The sequence below is a fragment of the Streptomyces sp. NPDC001532 genome (assembly GCF_040298625.1).
Lineage (GTDB): Bacteria > Actinomycetota > Actinomycetes > Streptomycetales > Streptomycetaceae > Streptomyces.
On sequence record NZ_JBEPAL010000057.1, the window covers coordinates 16,140 to 35,260 of the forward strand.

Consider the following 19,121-nt stretch of genomic DNA (forward strand, 5'->3'; position numbering starts at 1 on the left):
GCCACCGCGCTCGCCGTCACGACGCTCGAACGAACGGGCGCCACGGTCACGGTCGCGGTCGAACGGACGACGGTCGTCACGACGGTTGTCGTCACGACGGTTGTCGTCGCGGCGGTCGTCCCGACGGAAGCCACCGCGCTCGCCGTCACGACGCTCGAACGAACGGGCGCCACGGTCACGGTCGCGGTCGAACGGACGACGGTCGTCACGACGGTTGTCGTCACGGCGGTCGTCCCGACGGAAGCCACCGCGCTCGCCGTCACGACGCTCGAACGAACGGCCACCGCGGTCACGGTCGAAGCCACCACGGTCACGGTCACGGCGCTCGAAGCCCCGGTCACGGTCCCGGTTGAACCCGCCGCGGTCGCCCCGCTCGTAGCGGTCACCGCGCTCGGCGCGCTCCGCGCGGTCCACGTCCTGCGCGGCCGGCTGCTCCGGCACCGCCACGGCCTCGACCCGCTCCTCGGCCGCCGGGGCCTGCGCGGCCTCGGCCGCCTCGGCGACCGCCGCCTCCGGGTCCTCGCCCCGCTCGCGGGCCATCCGCGCCACCAGGCGGTCGGCCTCGTCGCGCAGCTCGGCGGCCCGGCGCTGGGCGCGCTCCAGCTGCTTGGTGAGCTGGGCGACCTCGCGCTCGGCCTGCTGCGCCGCGTGGCCCGCGGACTCGGCCTGGACCTCGGTCATGGACCGGGCGCCGGTGATCTCGGCGACCTCCGGCTCGAAGGCGCCGCCGCCCTGGATGATGTGGCGCGAGGCGTCGACGCCCGCGTCCTCCATCAGCCGGAAGATCTGCCGCCGCTGGTGCGGCAGCGAGAGGGAGACGACGGTGCCGGTGCGGCCGGCCCGCGCCGTACGGCCGGCCCGGTGCAGGTAGTCCTTGTGGTCACCGGCCGGATCGACGTTCAGGACGAGGTCGATGCCGTCCACGTGGATGCCGCGCGCGGCGACGTCCGTGGCGACCAGCACGTTGACGTAGCCGTCCTTGAAGTCCGCCAGGGTGCGGGTGCGCGCGCCCTGGGTCATACCGCCGTGCAGCGCCTCGGCCTTCGCGCCGGCGTCGCGCAGCTGCTCGGCGACGCGGTCGGCGCCCAGCTGGGTGCGGACGAAGATGATGGTGCGGCCCTTGCGGGAGGCGATCGCGGCGGTGACCGGCGCCTTGTCCTTGGGCTTCACGATCAGGATGTGGTGCGACATGGTCGTCACCGCGCCCTGCGCCGCGTCCACCTCGTGCAGGACCGGGTCCTTCAGGTAGCGGTCGACGAGGGTCTTGATCTCGTTCTCCATGGTCGCGGAGAACAGCATCCGCTGGCCGCCCGCCGGGACCTGGTCGAGCAGCTCGGTGACCTCGGGCAGGAAGCCCAGGTCGGACATCTGGTCGGCCTCGTCGAGGACGGCGATCCGCACGTCCTCCAGGGAGCAGGCGCCGCGGTTGATGATGTCGCGGAGCCGGCCCGGCGTGGCGACCAGGACGTCGACGCCCCGCTCCAGGGCGTAGATCTGGTTGCCCATGGACGTGCCGCCGCAGACGACCTTCATCTTCAGGCCGAGCACGTCGCCGTAGGGCTGGAGCGCGTCGGCGACCTGCATGGCCAGCTCACGCGTCGGGGTGAGGATGACGGCGCGCGGCCTGTGCTTCTCGGTGCGGCCGCCGGCGAGCTGCGCCAGGGTCGGCAGACCGAAGGAGAGGGTCTTGCCGGAGCCGGTGCGGCCACGGCCGAGGATGTCCTTGCCGGCCAGGGCGTCCGGGATGGTCGCGGCCTGGATCGGGAAGGGGGTGGTCACACCGTTCTGCGCCAGCTTGCGCACGACACCCTCGGGCAGACCGAGGTCGGCGAAGGTCATCTCGGGGGCGTCCTGGGTGGCCTCGGGGGCGTCCTCGACGCTCTCGGGCACGACGATGTGATCAGTGCTGGAAATGGACATGCGTATGCGAAACCTTCCGGAGTCTCGTCGGCACGCGCCCGTCAACTCCGTGATTTCGCAATACGACCGCCTCGATGCGGTCAGCCACGGCAAAGGAGAGTACGCGCCACACGGCGCGCTCTGTGTCGGCGCCGGGCAAATGGGATCAAACGATCTACCACCATACGCACCCACCCCCCTGGAAGGCAAACCGCCAGCCCAGCGGCCCTGCGGCCGCCGTCTACACCGGCGCGCCGGCCTCCGGTGCCGGCTCCCGCTCCACCAGCTGCGGCCCCGGCTCCGGGTGCGCGGACGACGACGGCTCGGCGACCGTCGGGTCCGGGGAGGCGGGCGGCTCGGGCGACGGCGGGGGCGGCTCCGGCGCCTCGCTGGTCCGGGTGGGCGTCGGCTCGGCGGGCGTCGGTGCGGGCCCGCCGCCGGGCTTCCCGGTCTGGCCGGGCCGGGCCGGCGGTGAGCCGGACGCGCCGGGCGCGGCCGAGGCGGAGGCGGACGGCTCCGCCGAGGCGCCCGGCTCGGCACCCTCGCCCTTCTTGCGCTTGCCCTTGCCCTTCCCGTCCGCGCGCCCGGCGTCCCCGACGGCCACGCCCTGGTAGCCGGCACCGCCACCGGACACCCCGGAGCCGCCGTCGGCCGCCCCGCCGCCCCCGGGACCCGCCGAGTGGGAGGGCCGGGCCGGACCCGCGTCGTCGTCACCCACGCTCATGCATCCGGCGGCGGCGGCGACGGCCACGACGGTGGCGGCCAGGCGGACGGGTACGTACAAGGGGCGCACGAGCAGCCACCTCCGGGGGCCGGTGAAGAGTCAACCTGCCCAACTCCCGCCGCCCACAAGAGGACACGCGCCACCCTCATCCGTACCCGAGCGCGTGCAGCCGCTCGTCGTCGATCCCGAAGTGGTGGGCGATCTCGTGCACCACGGTGACCTCGGTCTCGGCGACGACGTCCTCCCGCGACTCGCACATCCTGAGCGTCGGCCCCCGGTAGACGGTGATCCGGTCCGGCAGCACCCCGGCGTACCACTCGCCGCGCTCGGTCAGCGGGGTGCCCTCGTAGAGCCCCAGCAGCTCCGGGTCGTCGGCGGGCGGTTCGTCCTCGACGAACACCGCGACGTTGTCCATCAGCCGCGTCAGCTCCGGCGGGATCCGGTCCAGCGCCTCGGCGACCAGTTCCTCGAACTCCTCGCGCGTCATCTCCAGCACAGGCCCATTGTCCGGTACGACGCCGCCGAACGGCTGCGGCATGCCCACCCGCGTACCTGGGCATACGGCACCAATGGCCCGCGTCCCCGCCGCAGTCCTGAACGTCCTGACCCGTCGTCGCCGGCCGCCCGGCCGCCGCCCGCCCAGCCTCGAACTGGCCGCCCGGCCCAGCCCCTGGGTGCGCGCGCTCGGCCTGGTCGCGGTGGTCCTGCTCGGCGCCTGGCTGGGCCTTCTGGTCGTCGGCCAGGTGCGTGTACCGGTCGGGCCGATGGACACCACGATGACCCTGCGGCCGTCCTTCACCGGTGGCACGAAGATCAACGTCTCCCCGCTGGGCGCGCTCCACCTGGACAGCCATGTCGCCCCGGTCCGCCTGGACGTCAACGTCGACCAGCTCGACCCGGTCCGCTCCCAGGCCCTCGTCGACCACCCCGAACGCCTCTCCGGCCTCCAGGACGAGGTCACCCGCGACGTCGGCCACGGCACCCTCGACCTCGCCGTCCGCTCCTGCGCCGCCGTGGTCGTCGGCGCCACCGCGCTCGGCCTCGCCGTCTACCGCCGCCCCCGCCGCGCCCTGGCGGCCGGCGGCCTGGCCCTCGCCCTCCTGGCGGCCTCGGGCGCCACCGCGTACGCCACCTGGAACCCGAAGTCGGTCCTGGAGCCGCGCTTCTCCGGCCTGCTCTCCTCCGCGCCCTCGCTGGTCGGCGACGCCCGCAGCATCGTCACCGAATTCGACGTCTACCAGAAGGAGTTGGCCCGCCTGGTGACGAACGTGACGAAGCTGTACGACGCCACGTCCACCCTGCCCGCCTACGCCCCCGACCCCACCACCATCCGGGTGCTGCACGTCTCGGACATCCACCTGAACCCGGCGAGCTGGAAGATCATCTCCTCGCTCGTGGAGCAGTACGAGGTGAACGTGATCGTCGACTCCGGCGACACGATGGACCACGGCACCGCCGCCGAGAACGGCTTCCTGGACCCGATCGAGGACCTGGGCGCCCCCTACGTCTGGGTCCGCGGCAACCACGACTCCCGGGTCACCCAGCGCTACCTGGAGGGCCTGAAGCACGTGCACGTCCTGGACGACGGCCGCGCCGAGACGGTCGGCGGCCTGCGCTTCGCGGGCATCGGCGATCCCCAGTTCACCCCCGACCGCACCGGCGGCACGGGCGCCGAGCAGTCCCAGGAACTGGCGGGCGCCCGCCTGGCCTCCGCCCTGCGCGACGAGCGGGCGGCCGGTACGCCGGTGGACGTGGCCGTCGCCCACGAACCCTCGGCGGCCCGCCGGACGGACGGCGAGGTGCCCCTGGTCCTGGCCGGCCACATCCACCACCAGCAGACGGAGGTCATGAAGTACGGCACCCGGCTGCGCGTCGAGGGCTCCACCGGCGGCAGCGGACTGCGCGCGGTGGAGGGCAGGGACCCGGACCCGATCGAGGCGTCGATCCTCTACTTCGACCGCGACACCCGCCGCCTCCAGGCCTGGGACGCCATCCGGCTGGGCGGTCTGGGCCTGACGACGGCGGAGGTCAGCCGCCACCTGGTGGAGGAGAACCAGCCGGGCGCCTCCCCGTCCCCGCCGGGCGCCTCCCCGTCCCCGACGCCCTCCCCCAGCCCGCCTCCGACTCGGCCCCGCACCCCGTCCCCGTAAACCGTTTTGGCGATACCTCCCGCCATCCCATATGCTTCTCACGTCCCCGACGCGCTGAGAAGCGCCCAGGCGGGCCGATAGCCCTCATCGTCTAGCGGCCTAGGACGCCGCCCTTTCAAGGCGGTAGCACGGGTTCGAATCCCGTTGGGGGCACGCAGTACCGTGTGCGACACTTAGCTACGTTGGTTTCGCACACAAACCACACCTGGTCCTGTGGAGCAGTTTGGAGTGCTCGCCACCCTGTCAAGGTGGAGGCCGCGGGTTCAAATCCCGTCAGGACCGCTGAGGTTTCGTTTCACGTGAAACCTCGTGGCTGGGTAGCTCAGTTGGTACGAGCGATCGCCTGAAAAGCGATAGGTCGCCGGTTCGACCCCGGCCCCAGCCACAAGAACGAAAACCCCCACCGGTTCACCCGGTGGGGGTTTTCGTCGCTCACAGAGAGCCTGAGGGGGGTTCTTGAGACGCATCACCCGAGGACTGATGACGGCCGGCGCCGTCCTGTTCTCCACGCTCGCGATACCCGGCACGGCCCACGCCGCGGGACCGAACGTCATGGAAGCGCACAGCGACCAGGCCGACTGGTCGGTCATCGACGTACGACTCAACTACAGCGGCGAGATCGACGAGGTCACCGCCACGCTCCGCCCCGTGGGCAGCAGCGAGTCGGACACCCCGGTGGCCACGGTCACCGACTTCGAGCAGACGTACTACACCAGTCAGTGGGACGGCGTCTGGTCCTCCCCGCCCGTCCATCTGGACGTCCTCGGCGACTACACGATCGACGTCGAGGCGACGAACACCGCGGGCGAGACCACGGTCAAGAAGAACGCCGGCACCCTGCGGTACCAGAAGCAGCCCGTCCTCAGCGGCTTCTCCGTCACGCCCACCGCGCCGACCATCGAGGACAGGACGGTCACCGCCGAGGGCGACCTGGTCGTCCGCGACCCCAGCACCCGTGAGACCGTGCCGCTGCCCGGCGCCACCGTGGATCTCCGGCTCGGCCAGGACGGCGAGACGTCCGCCGTGACCGACACCGCCGGCCACTTCACCGTCTCCCACGAACTGACCCAGGGCGGCTGGGCCTGGGCCGAGTACCGGGGAGAGCTGGGCTACGCCACGGTCCCCTGGGTCGACATCAGGCCCGAGGCCGCGCCGACCCGCTTCGTCCTCGACCGGGACAAGCGGCACTTCCACGTCACCGCGGGCTCCAAGATCGCGGTCACCGGCACGCTGGAGTACCTGAGCGGCGCCGAATGGAAGCCGCTGGCCGGCATCCCGGTCGAGATGGACTACAAGGACTGCACCACCTGCAGCCCGGTCGAGGCGACCACGGACGGCAACGGCCGCTTCTCCCTCGTGACCTCCCCGTACGGGCGCAGCGTGTACGAAATCGGCTTCCCGCCGTACCCGTACAACCCCTGGATCCAGCGCACCGCGAGCGTCGACGTCCCGGTGGCCGTCACCGCGACGACGAAGTTCTCCGAGTTCACCGCACGGATCGACGAGTACGCGCAGCTGGAGATCACCGGCATCCTCCAGCAGATCGGGCGGGACACCGACGGCGGTGTCAACGTCGACATCCAGTACTCGCCCGACGGCAAGACCGGCTGGACCACGCAGAAGACCGTGAAGACCCGCTTCGGCTCGCAGTTCATCGTCGAGGAGCTGCCGGGCTACACGGACGGCTACTGGCGGCTGCGCTACGCCGGCTCCACCGCCAAGGACATCAAGGGCACCGTCAGCGGCAGCCTGCGCCGGTACCGCGACCTGACCCGGATCAAGGACGCCAACGCGTCTCCCGAGCCGGTGTACAAGGGCCGGACGATCACCGTGAAGGGCGTGCTCCAGGAGCGCAAGGCCGGCACGACGACCTGGAAGGCGTACGCCGGCCAGAAGGTGCAGATCCTGTTCCGGCCCAAGGGCCAGAGCAGCTGGTACCTGATGACCACCGTCACCTCGAAGACCGACGGATCCTTCAGCAAGGGCTTCACCGCCCGCGAGGACGGCACCTGGGTGCCGGTCTTCCTGTATCCCGACAGCAGGCACTTCGCGGGCAGCGGCACGGAGGACTACGTCGACGTGCGCTGACGTGCGCTGACGCCCGCGGACGAGGCGAGCGGGTGAGGCGGGAAGGGGCGGGCCCAAAAGGGTTCGCCCCTTCTTCACAGGGGATGAGATCCTGGATCGCGTATGTCTACGCATCCCGCCCCCGCCCTCGGCGCTCTCGCCCCCCGCCTGACCGAGCTGTCCCTGCGCGACGCGCACCGGCTCGGGCGCAGGCTCGAAGGCGCACGCAAGATCCGCAAGCCGGAGGCCCGCGCCGCCGTCCTCGCCGAGATCGAGGCGGAGGTCGCGAGGGCCGAGCAGCGGATGGCCGAGCGTCACGCCCGCGTCCCCGCCGTGACGTATCCCGAGCAGCTGCCGGTCAGCCAGAAGAAGGACGCGATCGCGGCCGCCATCCGTGATCACCAGGTGGTGATCGTCGCGGGTGAGACGGGCTCCGGCAAGACCACCCAGATCCCCAAGATCTGCATGGAGCTGGGACGCGGTGTGCGCGGCATGATCGGGCACACCCAGCCCCGCCGGATCGCCGCCCGTACGGTGGCCGAGCGGGTGGCCGAGGAGCTGAACACCCCGCTCGGGGAGGCCGTCGGCTGGAAGGTCCGCTTCACCGACCAGGTGAACCCGGACGCCACCTTCGTCAAGCTGATGACGGACGGCATCCTGCTCGCCGAGATCCAGACCGACCGCGAGCTGCGCGCCTACGACACGATCATCATCGACGAGGCCCACGAGCGGTCCCTCAACATCGACTTCCTGCTGGGCTACCTGGCGCAGCTGCTGCCGAAGCGGCCCGACCTCAAGGTCGTCATCACCTCGGCGACCATCGACCCCGAGCGCTTCTCCCGGCACTTCGGCGACGCGCCGATCATCGAGGTCAGCGGCCGCACCTACCCGGTGGAGGTCCGCTACCGGCCGCTCCTCGAAGAGGACTCCGACGACGCCGACCGCGACCAGATCACCGCGATCACCGACGCCGTCGAGGAGCTGATGGCGGAGGGCAAGGGCGACATCCTCGTCTTCCTGTCCGGCGAGCGGGAGATCCGCGACACCGCGGACGCCCTCACCAGGAAGAACTACCGGTTCACCGAGATCCTGCCGCTGTACGCCCGGCTCTCGCACGCCGAGCAGCACCGGGTCTTCCAGCCGCACACCGGCCGCAGGATCGTTCTGGCCACGAACGTCGCCGAGACGTCCCTGACCGTGCCGGGCATCAAGTACGTCATCGATCCCGGCTTCGCCCGGATCTCCCGCTACAGCCACCGCACCAAGGTCCAGCGGCTGCCGATCGAGCCGGTCTCGCAGGCCAGCGCCAACCAGCGCAAGGGCCGCTGCGGCCGTACCTCCGACGGCATCTGCATCCGGCTGTACAGCGAGGAGGACTTCCTCGCCCGGCCGGAGTTCACCGACGCGGAGATCCTGCGCACCAACCTGGCCTCCGTCATCCTCCAGATGACCGCGGCCGGCCTCGGCGACATCGAGAAGTTCCCCTTCATCGACCCGCCGGACCACCGCAACATCCGCGACGGCGTGCAGCTGCTCCAGGAGCTGGGCGCGCTGGACCCGGCCCAGAAGGACCCCCGCAAACGGCTCACGGACAGCGGCCGCAAGCTGGCCCAGCTGCCGGTGGACCCGCGGCTGGCCCGGATGGTCCTGGAGGCCGACCGCAACGGCTGTGTCCGCGAGGTGATGGTCATAGCGGCCGCGCTCTCCATCCAGGACCCGCGCGAGCGCCCGGCCGACAAGCAGGCCCAAGCCGACCAGCAGCACGCCCGCTTCAAGGACGAGACCAGCGACTTCCTCGCCTACCTGAACCTCTGGCGGTACATCCGCGAGCAGCAGAAGGAACGCGGCTCCTCGTCCTTCCGCCGGATGTGCAAGCAGGAGTACCTGAACTTCCTGCGCATCCGCGAATGGCAGGACATCTACAGCCAGTTGCGCACGGTCGCCAAGCAGATGGGCATCCACCTCAACGAGGACGACGCCCCCGCCGACCGCGTCCATGTCTCCCTCCTCGCCGGTCTGCTCTCGCACATCGGCATGAAGGACGTGAAGGACGGCAACAAGAACGAGTACCTGGGCGCCCGCAACGCCAAGTTCGCGATCTTCCCCGGTTCCGCCCTCTTCAAGAAGCAGCCGCGCTTCGTGATGTCCGCCGAACTGGTGGAGACCAGCCGCCTGTGGGCCCGCGTCAACGCCAAGATCGAGCCGGAGTGGGTGGAGCCGCTCGCCGCGCACCTGCTCAAGCGGACGTACAGCGAACCGCACTGGGAGAAGGACCAGGCGGCCGTGATGGCCTTCGAGAAGGTCACGCTGTACGGCGTCCCGATCGTCGCCCAGCGCAAGGTGAACTACGGCCGGATCGACCCGGAGGTCAGCCGCGAGCTGTTCATCCGGAACGCGCTGGTCGAGGGTGACTGGCGCACCCACCACAAGTTCTTCGCCGACAACCGCAGGCTGCTGAGCGAGGTCGAGGAGCTGGAGCACCGCGCCCGGCGCCGCGACATCGTGGTCGACGACGAGACGCTGTTCGACTTCTACGACCAGCGGGTGCCCGAGCACGTCGTCTCCGGTGCCCACTTCGACTCCTGGTGGAAGCGCAAGCGGCACGAGCAGCCGGAGTTCCTGGACTTCGAGCGCGAGATGCTGATCCGGGAGTCGGCGGAGGCGGTCACCAAGGCCGACTATCCCGACTCGTGGCGGCAGGGGCCGCTGAAGTTCCGCGTGACCTACCAGTTCGAGCCGGGCGCGGACGCGGACGGTGTGACGGTGCACATCCCGCTCCAGGTGCTCAACCAGGTCACCGACGAGGGCTTCGACTGGCAGATCCCGGGCCTGCGGGAGGAGGTGGTGACGGAGCTGATCCGTTCCCTCCCCAAGCCGATCCGCCGCAACTACGTGCCGGCGCCGAACTACGCGAAGGCGTTCCTGGAGAGGGCGGTGCCGCTCCAGGAGCCGCTGACCGTCACCATGGCCCGCGAGCTGAAGCGGATGGTCGGGGTGCCGTTCGAGGCGGACGACTTCGACTGGGCGAGGGTGCCGGACCATCTGCGCATCACCTTCCGGATCGTCGACGAGCGGCGCCGCAAGCTCGCCGAGGACAAGGACCTGGAGGCGCTGAAGCTCCGGCTGAAGCCGAAGGCGCGCCAGGCCCTGTCGCAGGCGGCGGCCGCCACCGCGGTACGGGAGGGCGGTGAGTCGCTGGAGCGCAAGGGCCTCACGGACTGGACGATCGGCTCGCTCACCCGCGTCTTCGAGACCCGCCGGGCCGGCCAGCCGGTGAAGGCCTATCCGGCGCTCGTCGACGACGGTGACACGGTCTCCGTGCGCCTGTTCGACACGGAGGCCGAGCAGGCGGAGGCGATGTGGCGGGGCACGCGCCGGCTGATCCTGCGCAACATCCCCGTCAACCCCGCGAAGTTCGCGTCCGAAAAGCTGACCAACGCTCAGAAGCTGGCGCTGTCGGCCAACCCGCACGGCTCCATCCAGGCGCTCTTCGACGACTGCGCGATGGCGGCCGCGGACCGGCTGATCGCCGACTTCGGCGGCCCGGCGTGGGACCAGGAGTCGTACCGGAAGCTGTACGACAGGGTCCGCGCCGAGATCGTCGACACGACGGTGCGTACGGTCGCCCAGGTGCAGCAGGTGCTCGCCGCCTGGCAGGCCTGCGAGCGCCGTCTGAAGACCGTGCGCAGCCCCGCGCTGCTGGCGAACCTCCAGGACGTGCGGGGGCAGCTGGACGCGCTGGTGAAGCCGGGCTTCGTCACCGAGGCCGGGCTGCGCCGGCTGCCGGACCTGATGCGCTATCTGGTGGCCGCCGACCGGCGTCTTCAGCAGATGCCGACGAACGTCCAGCGCGACACCACGCGGATGGAGAAGGTCCGCGAGATGCAGGACGAGTACGCCTGGCTGCTGGAGCAGATGCCCCAGGGCCGTCCGGTGCCGTCCTCGGTGCTGGACATCCGCTGGATGATCGAGGAGCTGCGGGTCAGCTACTTCGCCCATGCGCTGGGCACCGCGTACCCGGTCTCCGACAAGCGGATCGTGAAGGCGATCGACGCGGCGGCGCCGTGATCGGGCCGGTACGCAGGGTGAGTTCGACCAGGCGGCCCGGCTCCTGTAGAGTCTCTTCTCGCAGCGCAACGCAGGAATCGCGCCGCGAAACCTGGTCCTGTGGAGCAGTTTGGAGTGCTCGCCACCCTGTCAAGGTGGAGGCCGCGGGTTCAAATCCCGTCAGGACCGCACAGAAAGTAGGAAGGCCCGCTTCCCCGCGAGGGAAGCGGGCCTTCTTCGTGTGCGGCAGCGGGCCGTGAGCCGGCCTCTTCGCCGCACTCCGCCACGGGCAAGGGCCCTGACGCCCCCTCACGCCCCGCCGGAGCTCTAGGCGTGCCGAATCCGCCTGCGGGCCGCGTGCGGCGCTCCTGGCGCGTCCGGCGCCCTTGACGGCGTCACATTCGGTCGGTACCCCAGGAGTCAGGGCAGTGTTTCCCGTACGGCCCCCGGAGGTGGCGTATGGCGGCATCGGCGAGGCACGAGACGCGGGCACTGCTCCGCGCGCATCTGTCGGCCGCGTCGTCGTACCGCCATGTGACCCGGCGCTGTCCGATCTGCCAGCGGCTGCTGCGGCTGGCGATGCAGGCCGGCCCCGAGGAGCAGCGGCCGGAGCCGGTCGAGGACGAAAGTCCCTCCCCGGCGTGACCCTCGGCGGCCTCAACACCCGTGTGCGCATGGGACGCTGGAACACGTGCTTCCACTAGCGCACATACGCCAGAGGCAACAAGTAGCCTGGCATGTGACGGGAGTCACCGCATGAGTTTTTGAAACCGCGGTACTTACCCCGGTCATACAACTGGTCAATTTAATATGTGCAATTGCACTGGTGCCCAAGGGTGTCTCACAGCCGTTGCGACACCCCTCCCCAGACTCCGACAAGCCCGCTCACAGGGCGGCCCGGGGGAGCGCGCCCACGCGGTGACCCGCACAAAAAAGATCGCGCTGGACCCGGCGGAGTCCAGCGCGATCGACGACGCACCCTGTCACTTGCCTCAAGACCGTGGGCGTGAGCTCTGTTGGGGCAGAACCCGCGTCGCTTGGAGCTAGGGTTTCGGGCGCCTCGGCATGTTGGGGGACCTGCCGAAATGCCCGGTTATGCGGTTGTTCAGGCCTCGCTGCGCTGCTGAGGGATACCCGCCAGCAGAGCGCGGACCTCGGCCTCGCGGTAGCGGCGGTGTCCGCCGAGCGTGCGGATGGAAGTGAGCTTGCCGGCCTTCGCCCACCGCGTGACCGTCTTGGGGTCGACGCGGAACATGGTGGCGACCTCAGCCGGGGTCAGCAGCGGCTCGGCATCAGGGGTGCGAGCGGTCATGAGCGGCCTCCTCGGGAGAACCGAACCTTCTCGGTTCTTTCCTCTAAATTCTGCACCTTGACCCGCGTTGCCCGAAATGGCGGACGCGAGTCGAGTCGGTTATAGGACGAACGGCTTGTCCTCGGCACTACAACTACACCATCTGTCCAGCCGCGTCGGCCAAACCGATGGAATTGCCCTCCCAGGTGTTCATCAGCGACGGAAGCCGATGGACCATGCCATAGCGGACAGTCACGCCACTGTGACGATCAGTCACAGGGCGATCAGGAGTCACCAGACCCCCCAAAGCGTGCAATGCTGAGATTCCACCCACAGTGGAGCACAGCGGGGCGGACAGAGTCCTCCCCGGACTCCTTGTCCTATTTTGGCACGAGGAGGGGCAAGGGACGCAAGGGCGGCGTACGTGCGGTCCGTCACCCTTGACACACCGTCGTCACATACGCCCGGATCGGGACCTACGTCCTTTGTCGACGAATCGTAAGGTGTCCTGGCTCACTCGTTCGACACTCGTACACAGCCGCCGGTCTGGCGCCGGGTCAGTTCGCCGACCGCCGGTCCCGCACCGAGCGCCACCGCTCCGCCAGCCGGCCGTACGCCTCGCCCGCGGCGGCGCCGTCTCCCTGGCGCAGCGCCTCGATGCCCGCGGCGACATCGGCCGCCGAGTGGTCGTCCTCCAGCTCGCCGGCCGGCAGGGCGTGCACCAGGCCGCCGTAGTCCAGCTCGACCAGCGAGCGCGGGTGGAACTCCTCCAGCCAGCGACCCACGTCGAACACGCCGTCGATGAGCGGCCCCTCGTCCATGGCCTCCTTGAGGGTGCGCAGACCGCGGGCCACCCGGCGGCGGGCCTGCACCATGGGCGTGCGGTAGCGCAGCACCGGGGCGGCGGCGTCGCCGACGGGTGCGCCGTCGGAACCCCTGTCGTACTCCCGCTCCTCGTCGGCGACCAGGACGAACCAGGCCAGCGGCACCTGCCAGGTCGCGGTGCGGATCCAGGGGCGGGCGTCGGGATTGCGGACCAGCCAGCGCTCGTAGTCCTGGGTGGCCTGGCGGCGCACGACGGGCGGCAGGACGGCGTCCAGCACCGGCTCCGGCAGTTCCTCCGCGAGATCGCCGAGCGCCTGCCAGCCGCGCAGCCGGGTGCGCCACGGGCAGACGTACACCACCTCGTCGTCCTCCAGGACGAACGCGTCGCCGCTCTCGTGCACCGGTACCGGGACGGGCGGGGTGGGCAGCAGGTCCGCCAGCGAGCGACGCAGTTCGTCCTGGTACGAGGGACGGTCGGGGCGGCGGGCGTAGCGTGCCCAGTGGGCCCGCTCCGGCTCGGGGAAGGCGGCCAGCGGTTCGTACACGCGCAGGTAGGCCGCGTACGGGACGATCACCGAGGACACCTTGGGCACGCCTGCTCCCTCCCCCGCCGGGTGCCGGGGAAAACCGCGGGACCCGCTGACGAAGTCGCGGGAAAACCATGCAAATCGTCGCACGGCCGTACTCCGTGAGGAGGTGATCCTGAACACTGTCCGTTCGGCGGCGCCTGCAGGCTCTACTCTCGTGCTCACAGCGCCCGCCACCCCTACGGGAGCTGACCCGAACCGCCGTTTTTCACCTCAGGAGTCACCACAGTGACCGACGTAACCGACGGCGTCCTGCACACCCTGTTCCAGTCGGACCAGGGTGGTCACGAGCAAGTCGTGCTCTGCCAGGACCGTGCCAGCGGCCTCAAGGCCGTGATCGCCATCCACTCCACCGCCCTGGGCCCCGCTCTCGGCGGTACGCGCTTCTACCCCTACGCCACCGAGGCCGAGGCCGTCGCCGACGCGCTGAACCTCGCGCGCGGGATGTCGTACAAGAACGCCATGGCCGGTCTGGACCACGGCGGCGGCAAGGCCGTGATCATCGGTGACCCGGAGAAGATCAAGACCGAGGAGCTGCTGCTGGCCTACGGCCGGTTCGTCGCCTCGCTCGGCGGCCGGTACGTCACCGCCTGCGACGTCGGCACCTACGTCGCCGACATGGACGTCGTGGCCCGTGAGTGCCGCTGGACGACCGGCCGGTCCCCGGAGAACGGCGGCGCCGGCGACTCCTCCGTACTCACCGCCTTCGGCGTCTACCAGGGCATGCGGGCCAGCGCCCAGCACCTGTGGGGCGACCCCTCGCTGCGGGCCAAGCGGGTCGGCATCGCCGGCGTCGGCAAGGTCGGCCACCACCTGGTGGAGCACCTGGTCGCGGAGGGCGCCGAGGTCTTCGTGACGGATGTGCGCGAGGAGGCCGTGCGCCGCATCACCGAGCGGCACCGCGATGTGCTCGCCGTCCGGGACACCGAGGAGCTGATCCGGGTCGACGGCCTGGACATCTACGCCCCCTGCGCGCTGGGCGGCGCGCTGAACGACGACTCCGTCCCGGTGCTGACCGCGCGCGTGGTGTGCGGCGCGGCCAACAACCAGCTCGCCCACCCGGGCGTGGAGAAGGACCTCGCCGACCGCGGGATCCTCTACGCGCCGGACTACGTGGTGAACGCCGGCGGTGTCATCCAGGTCGCCGACGAGCTGAACGGCTTCGACTTCGACCGCTGCAAGGCGAAGGCCGCGAAGATCTACGACACCACGCTGGCCATATTCGCACGTGCGAAGGCGGATGGGATTCCGCCGGCCGCCGCGGCCGACCGGATCGCCGAACAGCGCATGCACGAGGCCGCCGCGGCACGCGGATGGTGAGGTTCCGCGGGGCGCTCCCGCGGGTTTGAGCGGTACCCGTCGGCGGGCAGTTAGAGAGAACTCTCACTCCCACCGGCGGGTCGTCCGCCATTAAGTGGTTAAAATCGCCACTGACCAGCGAGGACGGGGCGCCTCGAAGGTTCTGGGCGCGGGCACGTCATGCGGGCGACGTACCGTATGGGCGCGGGCTCAGGTACCGTGGAAGCCCTACGGACCGGTCTCTCCACGGAGAGCCCGTTCCGGACCATGAACGCGTGTCAAGACTCTGGGGCCGTCGAGCCCCGTCGTTGAGGGGGTCGAGCCATGGGGCGCGGCCGGGCCAAGGCCAAGCAGACGAAGGTCGCCCGCCAGCTGAAGTACAACAGCGGTGGGACTGACCTCTCACGCCTGGCCGAGGAGCTGGGCGCATCGACGTCGAATCAGTCGCCAAATGGCGACCGTTTCGAGGACGATGAGCATGACGACGACCTGTACGCAAAGTACGCCGACCTCTACGAGGACGACGACGAAGACGAGGACGAAGACTCCTCGCGGCAGCGTCGCGGCGCTTGACCTTGTACTGAGCATCAAACCCGGTCGGTGACCTCGGTCACCGGCCGGGTTCTGTGCTGCCCGCAGGGCCTCAGCTCGCGTAGTCGCCGATCAGGGCCGCACCGGTCTCGTGGTCACCGCGGTCGGTGATCTCACCCGCGACCCAGGCGTCGACCCCGCGGTCGGCCAGCGTCGTCAGGGCCGCCTCGGTGGACTCCTCGGGGACGATGGCGATCATGCCCACGCCCATGTTCAGGGTCTTCTCCAGCTCCAGGCGCTCGACCCGGCCCGTCCGGCCGACGAGGTCGAAGATCGGGGCCGGGGTCCAGGTGGAGCGGTCGACGATCGCGTGCAGCCCGTCCGGGATGACCCGGGCCAGGTTGGCGGCCAGGCCGCCGCCCGTGATGTGGCTGAAGGCGTGCACCTCGGTGGTCCGGGTGAGGGCCAGGCAGTCCAGCGAGTAGATCTTCGTGGGCTCCAGCAGCTCCTCGCCGAGGGTCCGGCCCAGTTCCTCGATGTGCGCGTCGAGGGGGAGACCGGCCTGGTTCAGCAGGACGTGGCGGACGAGTGAGTACCCGTTCGAGTGAAGACCGGAGGCCGCCATGGCGATCACCGCGTCACCCGTGCGGATACGATCCGGGCCGAGCAGCCGGTCGGCCTCCACGACGCCCGTACCGGCCCCGGCGACGTCGAAGTCGTCCTCGCCCAGCAGGCCCGGGTGCTCGGCCGTCTCACCGCCCACCAGGGCGCAGCCGGCCAGCACACAGCCTTCCGCGATGCCCTTGACGATGGCCGCCACCCGCTCGGGGTGGACCTTGCCGACGCAGATGTAGTCGGTCATGAACAGCGGCTCGGCACCGCAGACGACGATGTCGTCCATGACCATGGCGACCAGGTCGTGGCCGATGGTGTCGTACACGCCCAGCTGCCGGGCGATGTCGACCTTCGTGCCGACGCCGTCGGTGGCGGAGGCGAGCAGCGGGCGCTCGTAGCGCTTGAGGGCGGAGGCGTCGAAGAGGCCGGCGAAACCGCCGAGGCCGCCGAGGACCTCGGGGCGCTGCGTCTTCTTCACCCACTCCTTCATCAGCTCTACGGCGCGGTCTCCCGCTTCGATGTCGACGCCCGCGGCCGCGTAGCTGGCACCAGTGCCCGCGTGCGGAGCGCGCTGATCAGATGCTGAAGACATGAGGGTGAGTACTTTCCTGTCGTACTGCAGGTGATACGGGCTGTCTACGGGCGGCGGATCGCGTCGGCCGCGGCCGTGGCGGCCGGACCGGCGGCCAGCTCCGTCTCCAGGAGCTGCTTGCCCAGCAGCTCGGGGTCGGGGAGCTCCATCGGGTACTCGCCGTCGAAGCAGGCGCGGCAGAGGTTCGGCTTGGCGATGGTGGTCGCCTCGATCATGCCGTCGATGGAGATGTACGCCAGGGAGTCGGCGCCCAGGGAGCGGCCGATCTCGTCGACCGACATGCCGTTGGCGATCAGCTCGGCGCGGGTGGCGAAGTCGATGCCGAAGAAGCAGGGCCACTTCACCGGCGGGGAGGAGATCCGGATGTGGACCTCGGCGGCGCCGGCCTCGCGCAGCATGCGGACCAGGGCCCGCTGGGTGTTGCCGCGCACGATGGAGTCGTCGACGACGACCAGGCGCTTGCCCTTGATGACTTCCTTCAGCGGGTTCAGCTTCAGACGGATGCCGAGCTGGCGGATCGTCTGCGAGGGCTGGATGAAGGTACGGCCGACATAGGCGTTCTTCACCAGTCCGTTGCCGAACGGGATGCCGCTGGCCTCGGCGTAACCGATCGCGGCGGGGGTGCCGGATTCGGGGGTCGCTATGACCAGGTCGGCCTCGACGGGTGCCTCCTTGGCGAGGCGACGGCCCATCTCGACCCGCGAGAGGTACACGTTCCGGCCGGCGATGTCGGTGTCCGGGCGGGCCAGGTACACGTACTCGAAGACACAGCCCTTGGGCTTCGCTTCCGCGAATCGGGAGGTGCGCAGGCCGTTCTCGTCGATGGCGACGAACTCGCCCGGCTCGATCTCGCGGACGTAGCTGGCGCCGCAGATGTCGAGGGCGGCCGACTCCGAGGCGACCACCCAGCCGCGCTCCAGGCGGCCGAGGACCAGCGGGCGGATGCCCTGCGGGTCGCGGCCGGCGTACAGGGTGTGCTCGTCCATGAAGACGAGCGAGAAGGCGCCACGGACCTTGGGCAGGACCGTGTGGGCGGCTTCCTCGATGGTCAGCGGCTTGCCGTCATCGTCGACCTGGGCCGCGAGCAGCGCGGTCAGCAGGTCGGTGTCGTTGGTGGCAGCCACGCGGGAGGAGCGGCTGTTGTTGTCGTTCGGGAGGTCGGCGACCATCTCGGCCAGCTGGGCCGTGTTGACGAGGTTGCCGTTGTGGCCGAGCGCGATCGAACCGTGCGCGGTGGCGCGGAACGTCGGCTGGGCGTTCTCCCACACGGAGGCACCGGTGGTCGAGTAGCGGGCGTGTCCGACCGCGATATGACCCTGGAGCGAACCGAGAGAGGTCTCGTCGAAGACCTGGGAAACCAGGCCCATGTCCTTGAAGACGAGGATCTGGGAGCCGTTGCTGACCGCGATTCCCGCGGATTCCTGGCCCCGATGCTGGAGGGCGTAGAGCCCGAAGTACGTGAGCTTGGCGACCTCTTCGCCCGGAGCCCAGACACCGAAGACGCCACACGCGTCCTGGGGGCCTTTCTCACCGGGGAGCAGGTCGTGGTTGAGTCGTCCGTCACCACGTGGCACGCCACCGAGTGTAGGCGAGATCGACCACTGGTCCGAATTGGGGACAGCGGCCGGACATGGATCACTCGGCTGCGACTGCTGTCACACTCTCGCCGTTCTCGCTGGTCAGCGTGAGGGTGCGGTGATCCAGGCGGTACTCGACGGTGCCTCCGAAGAGCCGCAGGAGGCGCTTTTCGGTCTCCATGAGTGAGGCGTCGCACATCATTCGGGTGGTGGACGGCGTACCGAGGGTGATATGCCCGTCCCGTACCGTCGCGGTGGCGTTCACCTTGTTGCAGCCGAGACGGCCGCCGACCTTGCCGTCGTCGTCGAAGGTGAGGTGGGCCTCGGCGCCCTCCGGGAGGGACTGGGCGACGCCGTCCGAGCCGATTGCCGTGACGTTCCAGCGGGTGCCGAGCAGGGGTGCGTCCTGCTCCTTGGTGAGCCGCACGGTGTCGCCTCCGTCCGTGGTCAGGGTCAGCCGGTCCTTGGTCACGTCCGCCTTCAGCGCGCCGCCTGCGAGGGCGCGGGCCAGGGTCTCCTCGAACTTCATGGGCTTCTCCTCGCAGCCCATCTCGGTCATCGAGGGGTCGGCGAGGCGGACGCGGTCGCCGTCGAAGGCGGCCTCGGCGCTGAAGTGGTTGCAGCCGAAGTTGCCCTGCGCCCGGCCGCTGTCGTCGATCGTCACGTAGGCGGCGCTCGGGGCGTCGTGGGTGGTGCCGTCGACGGTGACGCTGTCGACGGTCCAGTGGACGCCGGTGATCCCGCCGACCGTCCGCGCGGCGCCGGCACTGGCGTCGTCGCCGCCGGCCCCCGCCCGCTCGGTGCCGCAGGCCGCCGCGAGCGGCAGCAGGGCGAGGACGGCCGTGATGAGGGTGATGCGCTGCTTCTGCCTGTACATGCCGCTTCGACGGGACAGGTGGGGTGATCGGTTCCACCCC

14 protein-coding genes and 4 tRNA genes are annotated in these 19,121 nt (G+C 70.2%); 10 read left to right on the forward strand and 8 right to left on the reverse strand.

Annotated elements, in window-relative coordinates; genetic code table 11:
• The 3 genes from ABT232_RS34465 to ABT232_RS34475 form a co-directional block, all read right to left on the reverse strand.
• The coding region (locus tag ABT232_RS34465; RefSeq protein WP_351847678.1) for a DEAD/DEAH box helicase at nucleotides 1–1,920 on the reverse strand (1,920 nt) is incomplete at its 3' end.
• Between the two features lie 220 nt (nucleotides 1,921–2,140).
• Nucleotides 2,141–2,692 carry a hypothetical protein gene (locus tag ABT232_RS34470; RefSeq protein WP_351847680.1) on the reverse strand — a complete coding sequence of 184 codons (552 nt, stop codon included), beginning with the start codon at nucleotides 2,690–2,692 and terminating at the stop codon, nucleotides 2,141–2,143.
• A gap of 76 nt (nucleotides 2,693–2,768) precedes the next feature.
• The gene (locus ABT232_RS34475; protein WP_351847682.1) at nucleotides 2,769–3,119 is read right to left on the reverse strand and encodes a metallopeptidase family protein; all 351 of its coding nucleotides are present in this window, start codon (nucleotides 3,117–3,119) and stop codon (nucleotides 2,769–2,771) included.
• Between the two features lie 73 nt (nucleotides 3,120–3,192).
• Here ABT232_RS34475 and ABT232_RS34480 point away from each other — a divergent pair, with 73 nt between their 5' ends.
• The 8 genes from ABT232_RS34480 (at nucleotide 3,193) to ABT232_RS34515 (ending at nucleotide 11,532) form a co-directional block, all read left to right on the forward strand.
• Nucleotides 3,193–4,773 carry a metallophosphoesterase family protein gene (locus ABT232_RS34480; protein ID WP_351847685.1) on the forward strand — a complete coding sequence of 527 codons (1,581 nt, stop codon included), beginning with the start codon at nucleotides 3,193–3,195 and terminating at the stop codon, nucleotides 4,771–4,773.
• An 80-nt stretch (nucleotides 4,774–4,853) separates the two neighbouring features.
• Nucleotides 4,854–4,926 (forward strand) — tRNA-Glu (locus ABT232_RS34485).
• A 54-nt stretch (nucleotides 4,927–4,980) separates the two neighbouring features.
• Nucleotides 4,981–5,055: transfer RNA gene (locus tag ABT232_RS34490), tRNA-Asp, on the forward strand.
• Between the two features lie 29 nt (nucleotides 5,056–5,084).
• A tRNA-Phe gene (locus ABT232_RS34495) sits at nucleotides 5,085–5,158 on the forward strand.
• A 71-nt stretch (nucleotides 5,159–5,229) separates the two neighbouring features.
• Complete coding sequence (locus ABT232_RS34500) at nucleotides 5,230–6,861, forward strand: hypothetical protein (RefSeq protein WP_351847687.1); 1,632 nt, start codon at nucleotides 5,230–5,232, stop codon at nucleotides 6,859–6,861.
• A gap of 102 nt (nucleotides 6,862–6,963) precedes the next feature.
• A complete protein-coding gene (gene hrpA, locus ABT232_RS34505; protein ID WP_351847689.1) occupies nucleotides 6,964–10,908 on the forward strand; it encodes an ATP-dependent RNA helicase HrpA in 3,945 nt (1,314 codons plus the stop codon).
• A 93-nt stretch (nucleotides 10,909–11,001) separates the two neighbouring features.
• Nucleotides 11,002–11,076, forward strand: a tRNA-Asp gene (locus ABT232_RS34510).
• A 270-nt stretch (nucleotides 11,077–11,346) separates the two neighbouring features.
• Entirely contained in the window at nucleotides 11,347–11,532 is a 186-nt protein-coding gene (locus ABT232_RS34515; protein WP_351847692.1) for a DUF6274 family protein, read from the forward strand.
• A gap of 460 nt (nucleotides 11,533–11,992) precedes the next feature.
• Here the strand turns inward: ABT232_RS34515 and bldC are convergent, their stop codons facing one another.
• Together bldC and ABT232_RS34525 are read right to left on the reverse strand one after the other, a co-directional pair.
• Complete coding sequence (bldC, locus tag ABT232_RS34520) at nucleotides 11,993–12,199, reverse strand: developmental transcriptional regulator BldC (protein ID WP_003949541.1); 207 nt, start codon at nucleotides 12,197–12,199, stop codon at nucleotides 11,993–11,995.
• Nucleotides 12,200–12,735: 536 nt separating this feature from the next.
• A complete protein-coding gene (locus tag ABT232_RS34525; protein ID WP_351847694.1) occupies nucleotides 12,736–13,596 on the reverse strand; it encodes a DUF8083 family protein in 861 nt (286 codons plus the stop codon).
• Nucleotides 13,597–13,818: 222 nt separating this feature from the next.
• On the opposite strand from ABT232_RS34525, the gene ABT232_RS34530 reads away from it, so the two are divergent.
• Both ABT232_RS34530 and ABT232_RS34535 read left to right on the forward strand, forming a co-directional pair.
• Nucleotides 13,819–14,910 (forward strand): Leu/Phe/Val dehydrogenase, encoded by a 1,092-nt coding sequence (locus tag ABT232_RS34530; RefSeq protein ID WP_351847697.1) that lies wholly within the window; start codon nucleotides 13,819–13,821, stop codon nucleotides 14,908–14,910.
• Nucleotides 14,911–15,213: 303 nt separating this feature from the next.
• Nucleotides 15,214–15,462, forward strand: coding sequence for a DUF3073 domain-containing protein (locus tag ABT232_RS34535; RefSeq protein ID WP_351847700.1), 249 nt, complete (start codon nucleotides 15,214–15,216; stop codon nucleotides 15,460–15,462).
• A 70-nt stretch (nucleotides 15,463–15,532) separates the two neighbouring features.
• Here the strand turns inward: ABT232_RS34535 and purM are convergent, their stop codons facing one another.
• From purM to ABT232_RS34550, 3 genes are all read right to left on the reverse strand, one after another.
• Nucleotides 15,533–16,627, reverse strand: coding sequence for a phosphoribosylformylglycinamidine cyclo-ligase (gene purM, locus ABT232_RS34540; RefSeq protein WP_351847702.1), 1,095 nt, complete (start codon nucleotides 16,625–16,627; stop codon nucleotides 15,533–15,535).
• Nucleotides 16,628–16,671: 44 nt separating this feature from the next.
• On the reverse strand, nucleotides 16,672–18,201 hold the full coding sequence (gene purF, locus ABT232_RS34545; protein WP_351847705.1) for an amidophosphoribosyltransferase: 1,530 nt from the start codon (nucleotides 18,199–18,201) through the stop codon (nucleotides 16,672–16,674).
• A gap of 61 nt (nucleotides 18,202–18,262) precedes the next feature.
• A complete protein-coding gene (locus tag ABT232_RS34550; protein ID WP_351847707.1) occupies nucleotides 18,263–19,081 on the reverse strand; it encodes an META domain-containing protein in 819 nt (272 codons plus the stop codon).
• Nucleotides 19,082–19,121: the final 40 nt, after the last annotated feature.